Origin of the sequence: Streptomyces sp. NPDC058664 (genome assembly GCF_042716635.1) — a bacterium.
In the GTDB taxonomy this organism is placed as follows: Bacteria; Actinomycetota; Actinomycetes; order Streptomycetales; family Streptomycetaceae; genus Streptomyces.
Map to the genome: position 1 here is coordinate 15,178 of NZ_JBHXRW010000026.1, position 16,406 is coordinate 31,583.

At 72.4% G+C, this 16,406-nt stretch carries 14 protein-coding genes; 4 read left to right on the forward strand and 10 right to left on the reverse strand.

What is annotated here, in order from left to right; all coding sequences use genetic code 11:
• Positions 1 to 14 precede the first annotated feature (14 nt).
• Entirely contained in the window at positions 15 to 1,613 is a 1,599-nt protein-coding gene (locus ACFWUY_RS21765; protein ID WP_384111088.1) for a hypothetical protein, read from the forward strand.
• A gap of 209 nt (positions 1,614 to 1,822) precedes the next feature.
• Complete coding sequence (locus tag ACFWUY_RS21770; RefSeq protein WP_384111091.1) at positions 1,823 to 3,400, forward strand: carbohydrate-binding protein; 1,578 nt, start codon at positions 1,823 to 1,825, stop codon at positions 3,398 to 3,400.
• 102 nt (positions 3,401 to 3,502) lie between these two features.
• On the opposite strand, the gene ACFWUY_RS21775 is transcribed toward ACFWUY_RS21770, so the two are convergent.
• Positions 3,503 to 4,414, reverse strand: coding sequence for a LysR substrate-binding domain-containing protein (locus tag ACFWUY_RS21775; protein ID WP_384111094.1), 912 nt, complete (start codon positions 4,412 to 4,414; stop codon positions 3,503 to 3,505).
• A gap of 79 nt (positions 4,415 to 4,493) precedes the next feature.
• Here ACFWUY_RS21775 and ACFWUY_RS21780 point away from each other — a divergent pair, with 79 nt between their 5' ends.
• Entirely contained in the window at positions 4,494 to 5,222 is a 729-nt protein-coding gene (locus ACFWUY_RS21780; RefSeq protein WP_384111097.1) for a hypothetical protein, read from the forward strand.
• Positions 5,223 to 5,282: 60 nt separating this feature from the next.
• On the opposite strand, the gene ACFWUY_RS21785 is transcribed toward ACFWUY_RS21780, so the two are convergent.
• From ACFWUY_RS21785 to ACFWUY_RS21805, 5 genes are all read right to left on the reverse strand, one after another.
• On the reverse strand, positions 5,283 to 6,050 hold the full coding sequence (locus tag ACFWUY_RS21785) for an SDR family NAD(P)-dependent oxidoreductase (protein WP_384111100.1): 768 nt from the start codon (positions 6,048 to 6,050) through the stop codon (positions 5,283 to 5,285).
• Positions 6,051 to 6,255: 205 nt separating this feature from the next.
• On the reverse strand, positions 6,256 to 8,265 hold the full coding sequence (locus ACFWUY_RS21790; RefSeq protein ID WP_384111103.1) for a SpoIIE family protein phosphatase: 2,010 nt from the start codon (positions 8,263 to 8,265) through the stop codon (positions 6,256 to 6,258).
• Positions 8,266 to 8,282: 17 nt separating this feature from the next.
• On the reverse strand, positions 8,283 to 9,875 hold the full coding sequence (locus ACFWUY_RS21795; protein ID WP_384111108.1) for an oleate hydratase: 1,593 nt from the start codon (positions 9,873 to 9,875) through the stop codon (positions 8,283 to 8,285).
• Between the two features lie 258 nt (positions 9,876 to 10,133).
• Positions 10,134 to 10,637, reverse strand: coding sequence for a DUF3291 domain-containing protein (locus ACFWUY_RS21800; RefSeq protein ID WP_384111115.1), 504 nt, complete (start codon positions 10,635 to 10,637; stop codon positions 10,134 to 10,136).
• A gap of 48 nt (positions 10,638 to 10,685) precedes the next feature.
• Entirely contained in the window at positions 10,686 to 11,390 is a 705-nt protein-coding gene (locus ACFWUY_RS21805) for a helix-turn-helix transcriptional regulator (protein ID WP_384111123.1), read from the reverse strand.
• A 251-nt stretch (positions 11,391 to 11,641) separates the two neighbouring features.
• Here ACFWUY_RS21805 and ACFWUY_RS21810 point away from each other — a divergent pair, with 251 nt between their 5' ends.
• Positions 11,642 to 12,487 (forward strand): class I SAM-dependent methyltransferase, encoded by an 846-nt coding sequence (locus ACFWUY_RS21810; protein ID WP_384111126.1) that lies wholly within the window; start codon positions 11,642 to 11,644, stop codon positions 12,485 to 12,487.
• 158 nt (positions 12,488 to 12,645) lie between these two features.
• Here ACFWUY_RS21810 and ACFWUY_RS21815 read toward each other — a convergent pair whose 3' ends face one another.
• The 4 genes from ACFWUY_RS21815 to ACFWUY_RS21830 form a co-directional block, all read right to left on the reverse strand.
• The gene (locus tag ACFWUY_RS21815; protein WP_384111132.1) at positions 12,646 to 14,370 is read right to left on the reverse strand and encodes an acyl-CoA dehydrogenase family protein; all 1,725 of its coding nucleotides are present in this window, start codon (positions 14,368 to 14,370) and stop codon (positions 12,646 to 12,648) included.
• 50 nt (positions 14,371 to 14,420) lie between these two features.
• The gene (locus ACFWUY_RS21820) at positions 14,421 to 14,996 is read right to left on the reverse strand and encodes a PadR family transcriptional regulator (RefSeq protein WP_384111135.1); all 576 of its coding nucleotides are present in this window, start codon (positions 14,994 to 14,996) and stop codon (positions 14,421 to 14,423) included.
• 58 nt (positions 14,997 to 15,054) lie between these two features.
• Positions 15,055 to 16,005 carry an aminoglycoside phosphotransferase family protein gene (locus ACFWUY_RS21825; RefSeq protein ID WP_384111138.1) on the reverse strand — a complete coding sequence of 317 codons (951 nt, stop codon included), beginning with the start codon at positions 16,003 to 16,005 and terminating at the stop codon, positions 15,055 to 15,057.
• A gap of 94 nt (positions 16,006 to 16,099) precedes the next feature.
• Positions 16,100 to 16,393, reverse strand: a complete 294-nt coding sequence (locus ACFWUY_RS21830; protein ID WP_384111141.1) for a hypothetical protein — start codon at positions 16,391 to 16,393, stop codon at positions 16,100 to 16,102.
• Positions 16,394 to 16,406: the final 13 nt, after the last annotated feature.

The following is a 16,406-nucleotide window of genomic DNA, read 5'->3' on the forward strand; positions in this document are numbered from 1 at the left end:
GGAGGCACTTCCACATGCCCACAAGGCGCATCCGTCGCGCGTGGCTCACGGCAGCCGCCGCGGCCTCGCTCGCGTTCACCGGCCTCGCGGCGCCGGCCCAGGCGGAGGACGTTCCGGGCCTCCCCGAGACCTGGACCCAGGAGCCCCGCGCCACCGAGGGCACCGCCTCGCCGTTCACGGCCTCCGCCTGGACCGCGCCCGGCGGCGCGGCCTCGCCCGGCGACTTCACCATGGCGCCCGGCGCGCTGAACGCCGAGACCACCACACGGGTCACCCGACTGGCCTCCGTGCTGCCCGGTTCGGGCGGCGTGCAGAAACTCCTGGCCGAAGCGAACCGCACCGTCGAGCCGTGGTGCTCCCGCGACCCGTTCGGCACCGCGCCGAACCCCGACATCAAGTACTGCCTGCAGAACGACGACTCGGCCTCCCGCGAGTGGATCCCCCAGGGCATCACCGGCGTCTCCGACGCCCAGGCCGACGAGGCGTGGGGCGAAGCCCGCAACATCCAGCTGTTCGCCTCCTACGACGGCTGGGACCCGGGCCGGGAGACCGACCCGGACCCGGCGACCGGCGACTGCACCGCGGCCGAGCTGGAGGCGAACGACGCCTGCAACCAGAAGGGCGTCCGGCTCACCTTCGTACAGAAGCGCACCAACCCGGTCACCGGCGGCGAGGAGGTCAAGTACCGGCACGTCCTGCTGGGCTGGACGTACGTGAACTCCGCCGACCACGTCTCATTCGACGGGCTGCACTCGGCCGAGTACCCGATCCAGAAGGGCGTCCACGCCGGCGGGATCGTCTGGTACGGCAACTACCTGTACGTCGCGGACACCCGTAACGGCCTGCGCGTCTTCGACATGCGCTACATCCTGGACCTGGACCCGGACGGCGACCCCACCACCCACGACGTGATGGGGACCGACACCGACGGTGTGAAGACCACCGCCAACGTCGAGGTCAAGACGAAGGTCGGCCGGCACAGCAACGTCTGGTACAGCTTCGGATACCGCTACGTGATGCCGCAGGTCGCCGCGTGGAAGTTCAAGGCGCCGCAGAGCAACCCCAAGAGCCCTTCCTACGCCTGCGTCTCCACCGGCGCCCCGAAGGCGTCCTACATCTCGCTGGACCGCGACGCCACCCCCGACCGCCTGCTCATGGGCGAGTACTGCCGGCCGGCGAGCGGCTACCCGTCCACCGGCCGGATCGCCTCGTACCCGGTCGCGGCCCTGGAGGGACGCTCGGCCGACGTGACCGCGGAGGGCTGGGCCAACTACCTGCCGCTGGCCAACGGCGGCGCCCAGGGCGCGGCAGCGTACAAGGGCACGCTCTACGTGAACGAGTCGAAGGGCACGGACGAGCCGGGCAACCTCTGGCGTTACAACTGGAGCAACGGACAGCTGATCCAGAAGGGGCAGGCCATCAAGACCGCCCGGGGGCCGGAGGACCTCTACATCGAGCACGGTGCGGGCCGGCTGTGGTCCCTCTCCGAGCACCGTCCGGGGGCGGCGGCCGACTGCACGGCGAACCCCGACACCGCCGACCCGGCGGGGACGGACTACTGCCAGCGCGTGCTCTACGGGCACAGGATGAGCTGGCTCGACGGCCAGCCGTAACGGACGCGGGCGTCCCCGCCGGTCGCGTCGGACGCGACCGGCGGGGACAGGTCCGGGAACGGCCGCCGGAGAGGCCGCCGTTCAGTCTTCTGAACAACAGTCACGTCCATAACCATTGACGCGTCCATGAGGGCACCCTTAGCGTCCCGGGAAAGCGCTTTCTCGTCCAGTCCCGGAACGTCGCCCATTCCCCCTCATGGAGACCCCAGATGCATCTGCGATCCGTCACGGCCTGCGTCAGCCTGCTGGCGGGCACGCTCGCCGCCCTCTCCGTGCACCCGGCCCACGCCGCGTCCACCCTGTACGAGGCCGAGGCCTCCCCCGCCGTCTGCAGCGGCACCGTCGACTCCGACTGGTCCGGTTACACCGGCAGCGGCTTCTGCAACGGCACCAACGGCACCGGCGGCTACGTGCAGTTCACGGTGAACGCCCCCGCCGCCGGAACGGCGACGCTCGCCGTCCGCTTCGCCAACGGGACCACGACAGCGCGGCCGGCGGGCCTGGCCGTCAACGGAACCACCGTGCAGTCGCCGTCCTTCGAGGCCACGGGCGTCTGGTCCGCCTGGAGCGTCAAGACCCTGACCGTGAACCTGAACGCCGGCAGCAACACCATCCGCCTCAACCCCACCACCGCCGCCGGCCTGCCCAACATCGACTCCCTGAGCGTCACGACGGGCGACACCACTCCGCCGCCGCCGACGAGCAGCGCGCTGTACGTCGCTCCGAACGGCACGGCAGGCGCGTCCGGAACGCAGTCCGATCCCACGACCCTCGCCTCGGCGATCGGTCGCGTCGCCGCAGGCGGGACGATCTACCTCCGCGGCGGCACCTACCGCCACTCCACGACGATCACCGTCCCGCCGGGCAACGACGGCACGGCCGCCGCCCGGAAGAAGCTGTCCGCCTACCCGGGCGAGACCCCGGTCCTGAACTTCTCGGTCATGGCCGAGGACCCGGCCAACCGCGGCCTGGCCCTCAACGGTTCGTACTGGCACGTCAACGGCATCGTCGTCGAGCGCGCCGGCGACAACGGCATCTTCGTCGGCGGCAGCCACAACGTCATCGAGCGCACGGTGACGCGTTTCAACCGCGACACCGGGCTGCAGCTCTCCCGCATCGCCTCCACCACGCCCCGCGAGCAGTGGCCGTCCGACAACCTCGTACTGAGCGCGGAGTCGCACGACAACGCGGACTCCGACGGCGAGGACGCCGACGGGTTCGCCGCGAAGCTCACCGTCGGCAGCGGGAACGTCTTCCGCTACGCCGTGGCCCACCACAACATCGACGACGGCTGGGACCTGTACACCAAGACCGACACCGGCCCCATCGGAACCGTCACGATCGAGGACTCCCTCGCGTACGACAACGGCACCCTCAGCGACGGGTCCCAGGCCGGCGCCGGCGACCGCAACGGCTTCAAGCTGGGCGGCGAGGACATCAAGGTCGACCACGTGGTCCGGCGCACGATCGCCTTCCGCAACGGCAAGCACGGGTTCACGTACAACAGCAACCCGGGCTCGATGACCATCTCGAACAACATCAGCGTCGACAACGCCCAGCGCAACTTCTCGTTCGACGCGGGCACCTCGGTCTTCCGGAGCAACACCTCCTGCCGCAGCGGCAGCGGCACGAACGACCGGACCATCGGTGACGTCGACACCTCGAACCAGTTCTGGTCCGGCTCGAACGGCTCCCGCTGCTCCTCGTACGCCGGGGCCCTGAGCTGGTCCTACGCCTCGGACGGCCGCCTCGTCACGGCCTTCGGCGGCCGTACGGTCACCTGGTGAACCCCGGAAGGTGAACCGCCGCGTCGGCCTCGGTGCTCCCCGCCGGGGCCGACGCCGCGTTCTCCGGAGCCGCCTCCCTGCCCGTCCCTGGACCGGGGCCCGTCAGAGAGACGGCTCGACCGGCCCGTGCCGTGCGGCGGTGCGCAGCGCGGCGACGACGGCCGTGGTCGTAGGGTCCGCCGTCCCGGTGCGACGCGTCGCGGCGAACAGGAGGCGCTGGATCGGGTGGCCCTCGACGGGTGCCGTGCGGATTCCGGGCGCGGCCGGGTCGACGGCCGTCCGGGGGACGAGCGCGGTGGCGAGGCCGGCGCGTGCGAGGGTGAGCTGGGCGCCGATGTCGGCGGTGACGTAGCGGGGCGTGGGTGTGAAGCCGGCCCGGTGGCAGGCGTGCAGGATCGCCTGTCCGCAGTCCGTGTCCTGCGGCGGTACGGCGAGGGGCCGGGTGGCGAGTTCCCGCAGGGCGACGGGCCGTTCGGTGGCCTGGTGGGCGGCGGTGACGACGAGCAGGGGATCGTCGAGCAGCGGGGTGACCTCGATGCCCCGGGGCGTCTCCTCGGGCAGGTGGTGATACCGCTGCCCCAGCACGACGTCGACGGTGCCGAGCGTGAGTTCCCGCAGTTGCGCCTGGTCGGTCACCAGGCAGGTCACGGTGAGCCGCGGATGGTCCGTGCCCAGCGCGGTGAGCGCAGGGGCCACGATCCCGGCGACGGTCGAGGGCAACGCGGCGAGCGTGGTGGCGGCGCCGACCGTGCCCTTGACCGCCGCGACGGCGCTCTCGGCCTCCCGTACGGCGCCAAGGATCCGGTCCGCGTGTTCGAGGAGAACCCGGCCCGCCTCCGTCAGTGCCACGGTTCGCCCGTCGGGGCGCAGCAGATCGACTCCCACGTCGTGCCGCAGGGCGGTGAGCTGTTGGGACACCGCTCCGGCGGACAGCCCGAGGGATTGGGCGGCCGCGGCGATCGAGCCTCGGGCTGCGACGGTCCTGAGCATGTGCAGGCGGCGGATATCCAGCATGATTCGATAGATTACCTAAAGGGATCCATCAGAAAAGAGCCCCTTGACCTGCCGGGTCGGGGTGGGCGACCTTCAGCGCATGGAGATCTTCGAGTGCATCGCCGCGGTGGCCGGGCCCCTGCACGATTTCGGTGACGAGTTCATGTCCGACGAGGCGACCGCCGCCATCGGGCTGCGCGCCGGGTTCGCCCCGGGCCGCGGTTTCTACTGCCGAGGACGGTTCGGGGTGCTCGGCGAGGCACCGGTGTCGGTGGTCCAGGCGGTACAGGGCTTCCTCGGCCCCGAGCTGGTCACCGCGGGCTGGCTGGCGGGGCGGCCGGTGATGCCGGCGGAGGAGGCCGCCGCCGGCTATGCGCAGGCGGTCCGGGCGTGGGGCCGTGCCCATGTTCCGGCCGACGTGGACGTGGAGCGCTTCAACCACCTGGCACAGCGGCTGATCGACGCCGCCGACGCCGACGCGCTGCCGTTGTTCGCCGGCTGGCGCGCGCAGCCCTGTCCCGGTGACGACCCGGCCGGCGCGGCCATGCAGCGCGTGCACGTCCTGCGGGAACACCGTGGCGCCTGCCATCTGGCGGCGGTACGGCACTGCGGGCTGAGCGCCGGGGAGGCGATGGTCGTCAACCTCGGCGTCGAGCAGGCGGTCCGTTACGGCTGGCGGGAGCCGCAGCCCGTCGCCGCGACGCGGGTCCCCCGGTGGGAGCGTGCCGAACGGCTCACCGACGAGACGCAGGCGCCGCTCTACGCCACGCTGACCGGTCGGCAGCGTGGCGAGTTCGCCCAGCTCGTCGAGGCGTTGACCGCTGCCTGATCCGGCCCGGTCCGGTCCGCCGCGCGGCCGGTCCGCCTCGCGTCCGGACGGACGGCCGGTTCAGCTGCGCAGGTGTGAGGCCCCGTTGAGGTCGAGGATCGTGCCGGACGACCATTCGGCGGCGGGAGAGGCCAGCCAGAGGACGGCCGCCGCGATCTCGTCGGGCTCGGCGACCCGGTCGAAGGGGCTCTGGGCACGGATCGCGGCTCCCTCGGGCCCTTCCAGGCGGGACGAGACCCGCTCCGTGGCGAAGAATCCGGGCGCGACCGAGGCCACGGCGATCCCGTACGGGGCGAGGGAGACGGCGAGCGACTGGCCGAGCGCGTGGACGGCGGCCTTGGTCGCGCCGTAGGCCGGGTGGTCCGGTTCGCCGCGGAAGGCGCCCCTGGAGCCGATGTTGACGATCCGGCCGCCCGTACCCTGGTCGATCATCCGCCGGGCCGCGAGATGGCTCAGGTTCGCGGTGGCGAGCAGGTTCACGGACACGTGCCGCTGCCAGACCGCCACCCACTCCTCGTACGAGGTCTCGGCGAGGGGGTGGCGGAGGTTCACCGCCGCGTTGTTGACCAGTACGTCGATCCCGCCGAGCGCCCCGGTCGCCGCGTCGACGACGGCCACGGCTCCCGCCGGCTCCGCGAGGTCGCCACCGACCAGGGTGTGGCCCGTGCCGTCGAGGGAGTCCAGGGTGGCGCGGGCCTCCTCGGCGCGTGAGGCGAAGTGGACGGCGACCCGGTCGCCGTTGGCCGCGAACGCCTGGGCGACGGCCCGCCCGAGGCCGCGGGAGGCACCGCTGACGAGGACGCGGCGGCCTGATGCGGGCAGGGTCATGCGGATGCCTTCCGGTCGGGTGAGGCGGGCTCGTGCGTGGACTTCGCGGACCTCACCCGGTCATTCTCGCCCCGGTGGGCGCGGCGGCCGGGGGGAGGGTGCCGCGGCGAGATCCTCGGGGCCGGCCGGCTGCCGCCCCGCCTCGGGGATCCGGCCCGACGACACCGTCTCGAAGTGACGTCGGGCGAAGGCTGGTGAAGCCGCGTCAGGCGTCCGTGAGGCCGTCCTCCGCGAGCTCGGCCCAGACGGTCTTGCCCTCGTCGGTGTAGCGCACGCCCCAGTTCTCCGCGAGGGTGGCGCAGATGAGCAGGCCACGGCCCCCTTCGTCGACGGCCTTGGCGTGGCGGAGGTGGGGAGCGGCCTGACCCGCGTCGCCGACCTCGCAGATCAGCGAGGTGGCGGAGTCCCTGATGAGCCGCAGCGTGATCGGCGCGGCGCCGTAGCGCACGGCGTTGGTGACGAGTTCGCTGACGAGGAGCGTCACCGTGAACGGGTCGGCGGGGTGGTCCCACTGCCGGAGGCACTCCTCCACGTACGTCCGCGCGGTGCCGACGGCCGCGAAGTCGAAGGGAACGCTCCACTCGGCCAGTTCGCTCGGCGGCAGATGGCGGGTCCGCGCGAGGAGCAGGACGCGGTCGCGGGCGAGGAGCCCTTCCACGGAGTCCGCCATCGCCTCCACGTCACGGCCCGGGTGTCCGAGGGCGCCGATGAGGTCCTCCGTACGGGGGTCGCCGTCTCCTGTTGTGGCGGGCGAGGCCATGCAGAGGGTGCTGCCCTCGGGCAGGACGTGTTCCGCGCAGGCGAAGGGCGGGCCCTCGGCGCCGAGCAGGGGGCCTTCGTCGACGGGCTTCGTGTCGATCGACCCGTCGGGCCGGACGACGACGAAGAGGGAGCTGCCGGCGCGGGCGATGTCGAGCCGTCCGCCGACGGGGTCGTGGACGGCGACGGTGCAGCTCGCCGTCGGGCGGTCCTCCTCCGAGGCGTTCGTGTGCTCGGCCGCGAGGCGGAGCGTGGTGTCGTGGAGGCGGGCGAGGAGTTCGTGGGGGTCCAGGTCGAGGGTGGTCAGGCTGTGGACGGCGGTCCGCAACCGGCTCATGGTGGCGACGGCGCTGAGTCCCGCGTGTTCGACCTGCCCGACGACGAGCGCCACCCGCGCTCCCGGGAGCGGGACGACTTCGAACCAGGCGCCGGCGCCGCTCCCGCCGGGGCGGTGCCGCTGGGCCACGTCGACGGCCCGCTGGGTGGCCTCCTCCTGGCGCAGCGGCCAGCTCTGCAGCGCGGTCATGATCACGTGTTCGCGGGTGAACCTCAGGGCGTTCTCCAGGCAGGTCGCCGTGCGGTCCGCGAGGGCCGTGACGAGTTCGACGTCCTCCGCGTCGTACGGCTCGGCGTCGTCCGTGCGCTGGAAGGCGACGACCCCGAAGATCTGCCCCCGTACCGTCAGCGGGGCGACGAGGCGCGTCCCGTGGGCCCCGCCGTTCCCTCCGTCCGGGAGCAGCACGGCCTCGGACGGCAGCGTGTCGCCGAAGATCCCCGGGAGCAGGGTGGCGCCCGCCGCCGGCACCGGCGGTCCTGTGCCGGTCCGGGCCGCCGCGGCGCAGCGCAGGAGGGGGGCCGGGGTGCGGGACCGCAGGCCCGGCTCCCTTCCCCTCAGCACGGTGTCGGTGAGGGCGACCACGACGGCGTCGGCGAACCGCGGCAGCGTCACGTCGACGAGCTCCTGCGCGGTGCGCTCCACGTCGAGGCTGGTGCCGATCCGCTCGTGGGCGTTCTGCAGCAGCCGCAGCCGGGCCTGTGCCCTTTCGCGTGTGGTGACGTCCGTGCTGGTGATGACCAGACCGAGCACGCGTCCGGCGGCGTCCTGGAGACGGTAGACGGAGGCGGAGAAGACGTGTTCGCTCCGGGGAGCGGTGAGGGGCCGGCCGGTGACGATCCGGTCGAGCGCCGGACGGCCGGTGGCGAGAACGGCGCGCAGCACGTCCTCGTCGACGTCCACCCCGGCGAGGGCGTAGGCCTGGGCCGCCGGCAGACCGACGAGCCGTTCCGCCGGGATGCCGCGAATGCCGACGGCGACCATGTTGACGCGGACGACGCGCAGTTCCGTGTCCAGGACGTGGACGCCGATGTCGGACTGGGTGAACACCGCGTCGAGGACCGCCTCGTCCCAGGGGCCCGGGGCGTCGGCCTCCCGCGGCTCTTCGGGTTCCGCGTTCATTCGCGCCACCCGCCGCATCAGGCGAAGGCGGTTCGCAGCGCGGACCAGGCGATCTTCGGATCGGAGAGGCCGTGGTACATCGCCGGGATCTCCTTGTCGACGCCGAAGTGGTGGTAGACGGCCAGCATGGCCGAGCGGACCGAGTACTCGACGGTGAAGACGACGTCCTCGGGGATCTCGACGAACTGTCCGAGGAAGGCGAAGTTCTGGGCACCGTCCGGGACCACGAGGGGGCGGTCGGTGGCGACGCGCCGTTGGAACTGGGCGTCGATGTAGGGCATCTGGACGGTGGTGACCCGGGTGGTCTCCCGTACCTCGTCGGCGATGTCGTCGAAGCCGAGGTGGCCGAGGAGCTCGTCGAGGATCTCGGCGCCGGTGCAGTCGTCCATCTTCTTGGGCACGTGGTCGCCGGGGACGTCGCCGAAGAGCGCGTACCCCCACAGCGTGTACGTGTCCTCCCGCTGGTCGCGGAAGTGGGGCTGGGCCGGCACCACGACCGAAAGGAGCCAGCGGGAGTCCTTCCAGGTCATCAGGGCGCCTTCGCCGGGGGCGTTGCCGGTGTACTCCTGGATGCGGTCCAGAAGGGTGCGACCGGTCATGGTGAGGGTGAAGGACTCCCACTTGGTCTCGTCGATGTTGCCGCAGAAGACGCTGGGGCGGCCGAAGTCGGGGGCGTTCTTGGCGATGGACTCCCACAGCCGCCAGGAGCCGTCCCGCTTGTCGCGGATCAGCTCGGGGACGGTGGTGCTGTCGCCGTACGCGGCGTCGGCGGTCATCGAGCCGAGGGTCAGGAACGCGTAGTCGTCCTCCCCCAGTTCGATCGTCCCGGCCCCGGCTCCGTCCCGCTCCAGATGGAGCCGGGAGATCCGGCGCGCGGCGGGGCCGGAGAAGTCGACGTCGGCGACGGTGACACCGAACTCGGTGCGCACGCCCTGGGCGGTGAGCCATTCCTGGAGCGGGCGGATCACGGAGTCGTACTGGTTGTACCTGCTGCGCCGCACCCCGGACAGGGTGTGGATGCGGTCGAACTCCTGGATGAAGGCGAGGAAGTACCGCTTCAGTTCGATCGCCGAGTGCCAGGTCTGGAAGGCGAACGTGGTCCGCCACATGCACCAGAAGTTGGTGGTGAAGAAGTGCGGCTGGAAGAAGTCGTCGATGCGCCGGGCCCCGATCACCCGCTCCGGCAGGGCGAGCAGCCGGGTCATGTCGGCGCGGTCGCGCGTGTCCAGGCCGAGCCGGGAGGCGTCGGCAATGGTGCGGTCGGCGTTGATGATGCGGGCCTTGGCGTCCGTGGGGTGCCCGCTGTTGAAGGCGAGCATCTCCTGGCGCACCGAGATCGCCGGGTCGTCCAGGGTGGGGATCGTCTCCAGGAGGTTCCACAGGCAGACGTAGTGCTCCTCCTCGAACATCCGGCCGCCCCGGGTGACGTATCCGCCCTCACGCGTCGGCGCCGGGGCGCCGTCCATCGAACCGCCCGCGATCGGCAGCTGCTCCAGGATGCGCACGTTCTTCCCCGGGACCCCCGCGTCGCGTACGAGGAACGCGGCCGCGGCGAGGGAGCCGATGCCTCCGCCCACCAGGTGGACCTTGGAGTGCTTCGATGCCGGCACGGGAGGACCTCCGGTTGTGGGCGCGGACGCGGCGCGGGCGGTCGGGAAGACGCCGTGGCGGCCCGACCCCCAGCCCTACGAGCTTCACCCGGATCGTCCGCGCGCGCGAACGGAGGCCTCTGCCGCCGGGGCTGAGCACCCCTTTGCCCCACGGAACCGACGCGTCCCCGGCACGGCACCGGCGCGTTCCCGGCGGGCGTCGGCCCCGTACTCCCGGGCCGCTGCTCGGTCCGGCCGGTGAAGCGGTCTCCTGAGCGGCTACTCCGTCCGGGCCGGTGAAGCGGTCTCCAGGTGCGGGGCCGCCTCGGCCGCCGTGTAGGAGGAGGCGAAGGTGAAGGCGCGCGGGGACGGCCCGTGCGCCCGCAGGTCGGCCAGCCGGTCCAGCGCCTCGGTGACGGTCGGGATGTGGCCGGCGGGGACCCACCAGAGCACGAGGTGCGCCTCGACGTGCCGTTCGAACCATGCGCGCCGCTGCCGCATGACCTCCAGGTGGCCACTGCGGTAGGTGAAGTCCCACAGGGCCTCCTGGGTCTCCCACACCGACATGTTGATGATGACGTCCTCCCCCGCCGGACGCATGCCGGTGGCGTCGGCCGCCCCGTCCTCCACGAGCCGCCACACGAAGCCGGGCGCGCCGTCGGCGGCGGCGTTGACCGGATCGAGCAGCTCGACGAAGGGCGCGATGCGCGGGTCGTCGATGGGATGGCTGAGCGTGGCGACGTTGAGCTGGGCGAGGTGGGCGGTGTGCGCGGCTGCGGTCATGGCTTCATCCCAGCACGAGCCGCTTTTCTATGTCAATCTTCATTGCTTTTAGAAGCTTTCCTCGTCTCCGGAGGCTTCGACCACCACGCAGCACTCCCCCGGTCGCGCGTCCATGCGGGCACGGACGGGAGCGTCCGCACCGAGCAGTCCTTCGAGGAGCGCGAGGTTCATACCGCAGACGAGCGGCGGGAAGCGTTCGGCGACGACGTGGAAGGGGCAGTTGCGCATACGGACGACAGGCGCGGCCACCGCCCCGGTCGGCCCTTCCTCGCCTTCGGAACCGGTGGCGCCCTCCAGGTGCGGTTCGTAGCCCCGGGCGGCCAGCACCTCCATGGCCTCTTCGAGGTCACCGCAGGGCGCCGCCGAGCCGCGCAGGGCCTCACCCCGCCGTCGCGCGGCCGCGCGGAGCCCGGCGTCGAGCCCGGCCTCCTCCGCCGCCTCGGCAAGGAGTTCGGCGGCGGTGCGGTAGTCACGGGCCGGCAGCGACACCGACCGCTCGGCACGCGCCCGCGTGTACACCTTGGCCGGGCGGCCCGCCCCCGGCCCCGAGCGGCCGCTCAGCCGGCGACTGCCGCTCTCGAGGAGCCCCGCCTCGGTCAGTCTGTCCAGATGGTGCGCGGCGAGCGTGCGCGTCACCCCGGCCGCCTCGGCGGCCTCGTTGCGGCCCACTTCACGGCCTTGGGCCGCCACGTACTCGTACAGACGGCGTCGCACCGGATCCTGCAGTGCCGCGATCGCTTCGATGTCCTCCACCCGGCCATTCTAGGAACAACGCAGATTGGAGATAGAAGGACGGGGTCCGGCACGGCTGCCGCGCCTACCGCACCCCTTGGTCCGATCGGCTCAGGCGCGGCGCGCCCCGGCCGGGCGGGCGGCGGCGATCGGTGGAGGATCGGCGGAACGGCGGCCCCGGGACCGCCACCCGGCCCCGTTCACCGTACGAGAGGTACGACCATGACACCGTTCGACGCCCCCCTCGCCGTCACGCCGTCGCCGGCGACGGCGTGACCACCGGGCCGGGCGGGGACGCGGCGGGCGGAGCCGCGGGGGGCGGCGGGCGTTACGGCGAGGCCGTCTTCCGCCCCGAGCAGGCGGGCGAGGGCGAGCGCATCGACTTCGGCGCCCTCGCCTACGACGAGATCACCATGACGCGGCTGCGGGCACTCGGGGCCGGTCCGGGCTGGCGCTGCCTCGACGTGGGCGCCGGCACGGGCACGGTCTCCCGTCGGCTGCTCGACGAGGCAGGGGTGACGAGCGTGCTCGCCGTCGACCGCGACGTCCGTTTCCTCGCGGAGCGGGCCGTACCCGGGCTCGACGTACGGGAGGCGGACGTCACGGCCTCGGACTTCGTGCCCGGCCGCTACCGGCTCGTCCACGCGCGCTTCGTCCTGATGCACCTGCCCGAGCACGAGCGCCTGATCGCACGGCTCGCCGAACTCGTCGCACCGGGCGGCGTGCTGGTGCTCAGCGACGCGGTCGACCTGACGGGCGACCGGACGCCGATGACGCCGTACACCGTCGCGATGCGGGCGATGTGGCAGGGGCTGCGGGCCACCATCGGCACCGACGTCTCCTGGGTGCCGTCCTACCCCCAACTCCTGCGCGGGGCGGGGCTTGTGCGCGTCGCCGCCGAGATCCACGTGCCGGCGCTGACGCCCGGCAGTCCCCTCAGCCGTTTCTGGGCGGACACGTGGGAGCGGAGCAGAGCGGCGATGATCGCCACCGGTCTGGTCGACGACGTGGCCGTCGACGCGGCGGTCCGGTACCTGGGCTCCGACGACTGCGCCGCGCTGTCGGCCGGGATGCTGACCGCATGGGGAGAGAAGCCCCGGGAGACGGACCCGCGCTGATCCACCCCCTCACCCTCCGCACGCCCGCGGTGCCGTCCGGACGGGAACCGTCCCCGTCCGCACGCCACCGGGAGCGCAGGATGCAGGGGCCCGGTACGCCGAAGGAGCCCGGCGCCCTGACCTCCCCGGCGCGCCGGGGAGGTCAGGGCGCCGGGAGGTCAGGGCGCCATCTCGTACGTGCCCGAAAGGGCCTCGACGCGCTGCCAGACGCGCGCCGAACGCGCCTCGTCGACGACGGGGCGCCGGACCGCGCCCAGCGCCCAGAGCTGCTGCTGCTCGGTCGCGGAGTCCTTGCCGTGCAGCTCGACGGCGTGCGCGGAGAAGTCGCGCACGAGGACGGCGAACAGCTCGTCGAGCACGTCCTCGTCGAGGCCGGTCAGGGCGGCCTGCTCCAGGACCAGCTGTCCGTGGACGACGAGCGCGAAGAGCTGGCCGACCGCGAGGAGGAGGTCGAGATCGCGGCTCTGCTCCTCGTCCGGAGCGGCCTTGAGGACGAACTCGCAGAGGGCGTCGGCCTGTTCGCGGAGACGGGCGACGTTGGGCAGGTGGCCGTACGTGTCGTAGGCCGCGCGCCAGTCGTGGAAGCGGACCGAGCCGAGGCCGCGGGCCGGACCCTGGCGGAAGAGGAACGCGTCGTCCGCCGCGTCCAGGCGGGTCGGGACGGGCTCGTACGCGACCGGGTCGAGGAGGTGGTTGCGCATGAACTTCAGGATCAGCGCCAGGTTGACGTGGACCGTGCCCTCCAGCTTCGGCAGTCCGCGGATCTCCACGGCCGCCTGGGCGAAGTAGTTGTCCTTCTCGAAGCCCTTGGCCGCGATGACGTCCCACATCAGGTCGATGACCTTCTCGCCCTCCGTGGTCACCTTCATCTTCGTCATCGGGTTGAAGAGGAGGTAACGGCGGTCGTCGGGACCGGCGGTGCGGAAGTAGTCGACGGCGCGGTCGCTGAACAGCTTCATGCCGACGAGCCGGACGTACGCGTCGGTCAGCTCGCGCCGCACGTGCGGGAAGGCGGTGACGGGCCGGCCGTACAGGACGCGGTTCTGCGCGTGGGTGACGGCCTCGTACATCGCGTGCTCGCAGATGCCGATCGAGGCGGTACACAGGTTGAACTTGCCCACGTTGACGGTGTTGAGGGCGGCGTCGAAGGCGGCGCGGCCGGTGTGCAGGACGTCCTCGACGGCGACCGGGTACTCCTCCAGGCGGAACTCGCTGACGTACTTGGAGGAGTCGACGACGTTCTTGACGAGGTGGTACGCCGGGTGGCGGCTGTCGGCGGCGAAGAAGACGTACCCGTCGGGGCCTTCGACGTCGGTGCGGCGGCCGAAGACGGAGACGAGGCCGGCCGCGTTGCCGTTGCCGATGTAGTACTTGGAGCCGGTGGCGCGGAAGCCGCCCTCGCCGTCGGGCTCCAGGAGCATGTCGGTGGAGTAGATGTCCGCGCCGTGGGACTTCTCGGAGAGTCCGAAGGCGAACACCTCGCCCTGGGCGAGGAGTTCGGCGGCACGGGCGCGGGCGGCCGCGTTGTCGCTCTGCCAGACCGGGCCGAGGCCGAGGATGGTGACCTGCCAGGCATACCAGTAGTCGAGGCCGTAGAAGCCGAGGATCTCGTTGAGGGCGGCGATGCGGGCGGTGTCCCAGCGCTTGTCGCCCTCCTGCTCGCCGGCGGCGGAGGACGGGGTCAGGAAGGTCGCGAAGAGCCCCTCCTCTGCGGCGAAGGCGAGGAAGTCTCCGAGCCAGGCCCGGGTCCGGTAGTCCTCGATGATCCGGCGCTTGCCGCGCGCCTCGAACCAGTCGACGGTGGCGCGCAGCAGTCGACGGGTCTCCGGGTCGAAGTGCGCCGGGTCGTAGGTGTGCGGGTTGAACAGCAGCGGGTCGGCCATGACGTCCGCCTTTCCGGCTCGGGATGAGGGTGGTGGTGCGGGAGGAGGTTTCAGTGCTCGGCCCGGAACCGGCCGAGCGTGGCGAGGACGTCGTCGAGCCAGGCGATCATCATCCGCTCGTACGCGATGCCGCCGCGCAGCACGACGTGCTGGAGCTCGCGCTCGGCGTCGAGCGGTCCGCCGGTGACGGGCTCGCCGGACCCACCGGGCTCGCCGAAGTCCCGCGTCTCGCCCGCGAGATAGCGGGCGAGCCGGTCGGTGTGCGCCTGCCGGTGCCGTTCGACCTCGCTGATCAGGGCGGCCGGGTCGTCGAAGGCGGCGCCCCTGATCTTCACCGCGAGGTCGTGCCGCACGCTCTCGGGTTCGATCGGCTCGTGCAGCCACGCGGAGAGCGCGTCCCGCCCGGCGTCGGCGACGGAGTACTCCTTCTTGTCCGGGCGGCCCTGTTGCGGCACGTCCCGGACGTCGATCCAGCCGTCGCTCTCCATGCGCTTGAGCACGCGATAGATCTGCTGGTGGGTGGCGGTCCAGAAGTACCCGATGGACCGCTCGAAGCGCCGGGCCAGTTCGTATCCGGACCCGGGCTTCTCGAGCAGGGAGACGAGGATCGCGTGGTCGAGCGCCATGCGCCCGATCTTGCTATGCACCTCGTTGCATAGCAAGCCTGCCCCGGTGAGACGCGGCTCACCCTTCGGGCGCGCGATGCGCCTGTGCGGGAGAGGGCCGGCCCGGACCGGACGCCAGAACACGATCGAGCGCGGCCCGGCCCGCGGGTCCCCATGCCGGCTTGCCGCCGGGAAGGCCCCGGTCCCCGTTCTGGCCCATGAGGACGAGGAAGAGGCTCTTCAGGGCGGCCAGCCCCCGGGCGCGCCGGACCGTCGCCTCGTCCGCGTGCGCGTACGCCTCGAAGAACCGTGAGGCCGCGCCCGCGGGAAGGAGGAGCCATGCGGCCGCGAGGTCCCACGCCGGATCGCCGGCGAACATGTCACCGAAATCGATCACGCCCGAGAGCGTCCCGTCCGAGACGACGACGTTCGCGGGATGGAGGTCACCGTGCAGCCATACCGGCGGGCCCTCCCACTCGGGGGCCACGACGGCGTCGTCCCAGACGGCCCGGACGGCCCGGACGTCGACGGGGACGCCGTCGGGGGCGATGGCCCGCAGGAACCCCTCGAAGCCGTCCGTGCACTCCTTGGGGTGGGCGCCGCGGTCCTCACTGACCGGCGCGTCGGCGGGAGCCTCCACGTGGAGCGCCCCGAGGAAGCCCGCCAGAGCGTCGGCCGCGTGGTCGCCGCGGCTGATCGAGGCGGAGTCGAGCGGTTCGCCGGGAACCCACGTCATCACGCTCCAGGGCTTCGGGAAGCGCGCGGACGGTTCGCCGATCCGCACGGGAGTCGGAACGGGGAGCGGCAGGCGCGGGGCCAGGACGGGCAGCCACCGGCACTCCTTGCGCTGGAGATCCGGGGCACGTTCCGTGCGCGGCATGCGCACGGCCAACTCGTCCCCGAGGCGCCACATTTGATTGTCCCAGCCGCCCACCACTTCGCGGACGGCCGGCCCGGCGAGGTCCGGATGCTGGTCCTCGAGAAGATCGTGCACCAGCTCCGCGGTGATCTCGATCTCGGATTCGGTCATGCGAAGCCACAGTACGCGGGACAGGCGCCGCCGACGAGGAGTGAGAAGCGTTCAACGGCCCGGCGCGGCCGGGTGCCAGGGGGCGTCGGACCCGTCAGAAGGAGCCGCGGCGCCGGGCGGCTTGGGCGCGGATCACCAGGAGCCCTGCCGCCGTCAGTGCGGCGAGGGCGATGGCGGGGCCGCCGAAGGTGAGGAGGCGCCCTATGGAGTCGGCTGCCGCGTATCCCGCGCCGGCTTCCGCTGCCGCCCGTGCGGGTGCTGCCACGACGCTGTAGAGCGCGATGTGCCGGTAGGGCAGCCGGGCGGCGCCGGCGAGGTGGGGGGTGAGGGTGCGCAGTACGCGGACGAAGCGGGAAAGGAGGGCGGCCTGGCCGCCGCGTCGGGCCATGAGGACTTCGGCG

Coding starts and splice junctions, on each gene's coding strand:
- ACFWUY_RS21785 (WP_384111100.1), bottom strand. CDS start 6,050: ATGACCCTGCCCGCATCAGGCCGCCGCGTCCTCGTCAGCGGTGCCTCC.
- ACFWUY_RS21800 (WP_384111115.1), bottom strand. CDS start 10,637: ATGACCGCAGCCGCGCACACCGCCCACCTCGCCCAGCTCAACGTCGCC.
- ACFWUY_RS21765 (WP_384111088.1), top strand. CDS start 15: ATGCCCACAAGGCGCATCCGTCGCGCGTGGCTCACGGCAGCCGCCGCG.
- ACFWUY_RS21830 (WP_384111141.1), bottom strand. CDS start 16,393: ATGGCCCGACGCGGCGGCCAGGCCGCCCTCCTTTCCCGCTTCGTCCGC.
- ACFWUY_RS21780 (WP_384111097.1), top strand. CDS start 4,494: ATGGAGATCTTCGAGTGCATCGCCGCGGTGGCCGGGCCCCTGCACGAT.
- ACFWUY_RS21770 (WP_384111091.1), top strand. CDS start 1,823: ATGCATCTGCGATCCGTCACGGCCTGCGTCAGCCTGCTGGCGGGCACG.
- ACFWUY_RS21790 (WP_384111103.1), bottom strand. CDS start 8,265: ATGAACGCGGAACCCGAAGAGCCGCGGGAGGCCGACGCCCCGGGCCCC.
- ACFWUY_RS21820 (WP_384111135.1), bottom strand. CDS start 14,996: ATGGCGCTCGACCACGCGATCCTCGTCTCCCTGCTCGAGAAGCCCGGG.
- ACFWUY_RS21815 (WP_384111132.1), bottom strand. CDS start 14,370: ATGGCCGACCCGCTGCTGTTCAACCCGCACACCTACGACCCGGCGCAC.
- ACFWUY_RS21825 (WP_384111138.1), bottom strand. CDS start 16,005: ATGACCGAATCCGAGATCGAGATCACCGCGGAGCTGGTGCACGATCTT.
- ACFWUY_RS21775 (WP_384111094.1), bottom strand. CDS start 4,414: ATGCTGGATATCCGCCGCCTGCACATGCTCAGGACCGTCGCAGCCCGA.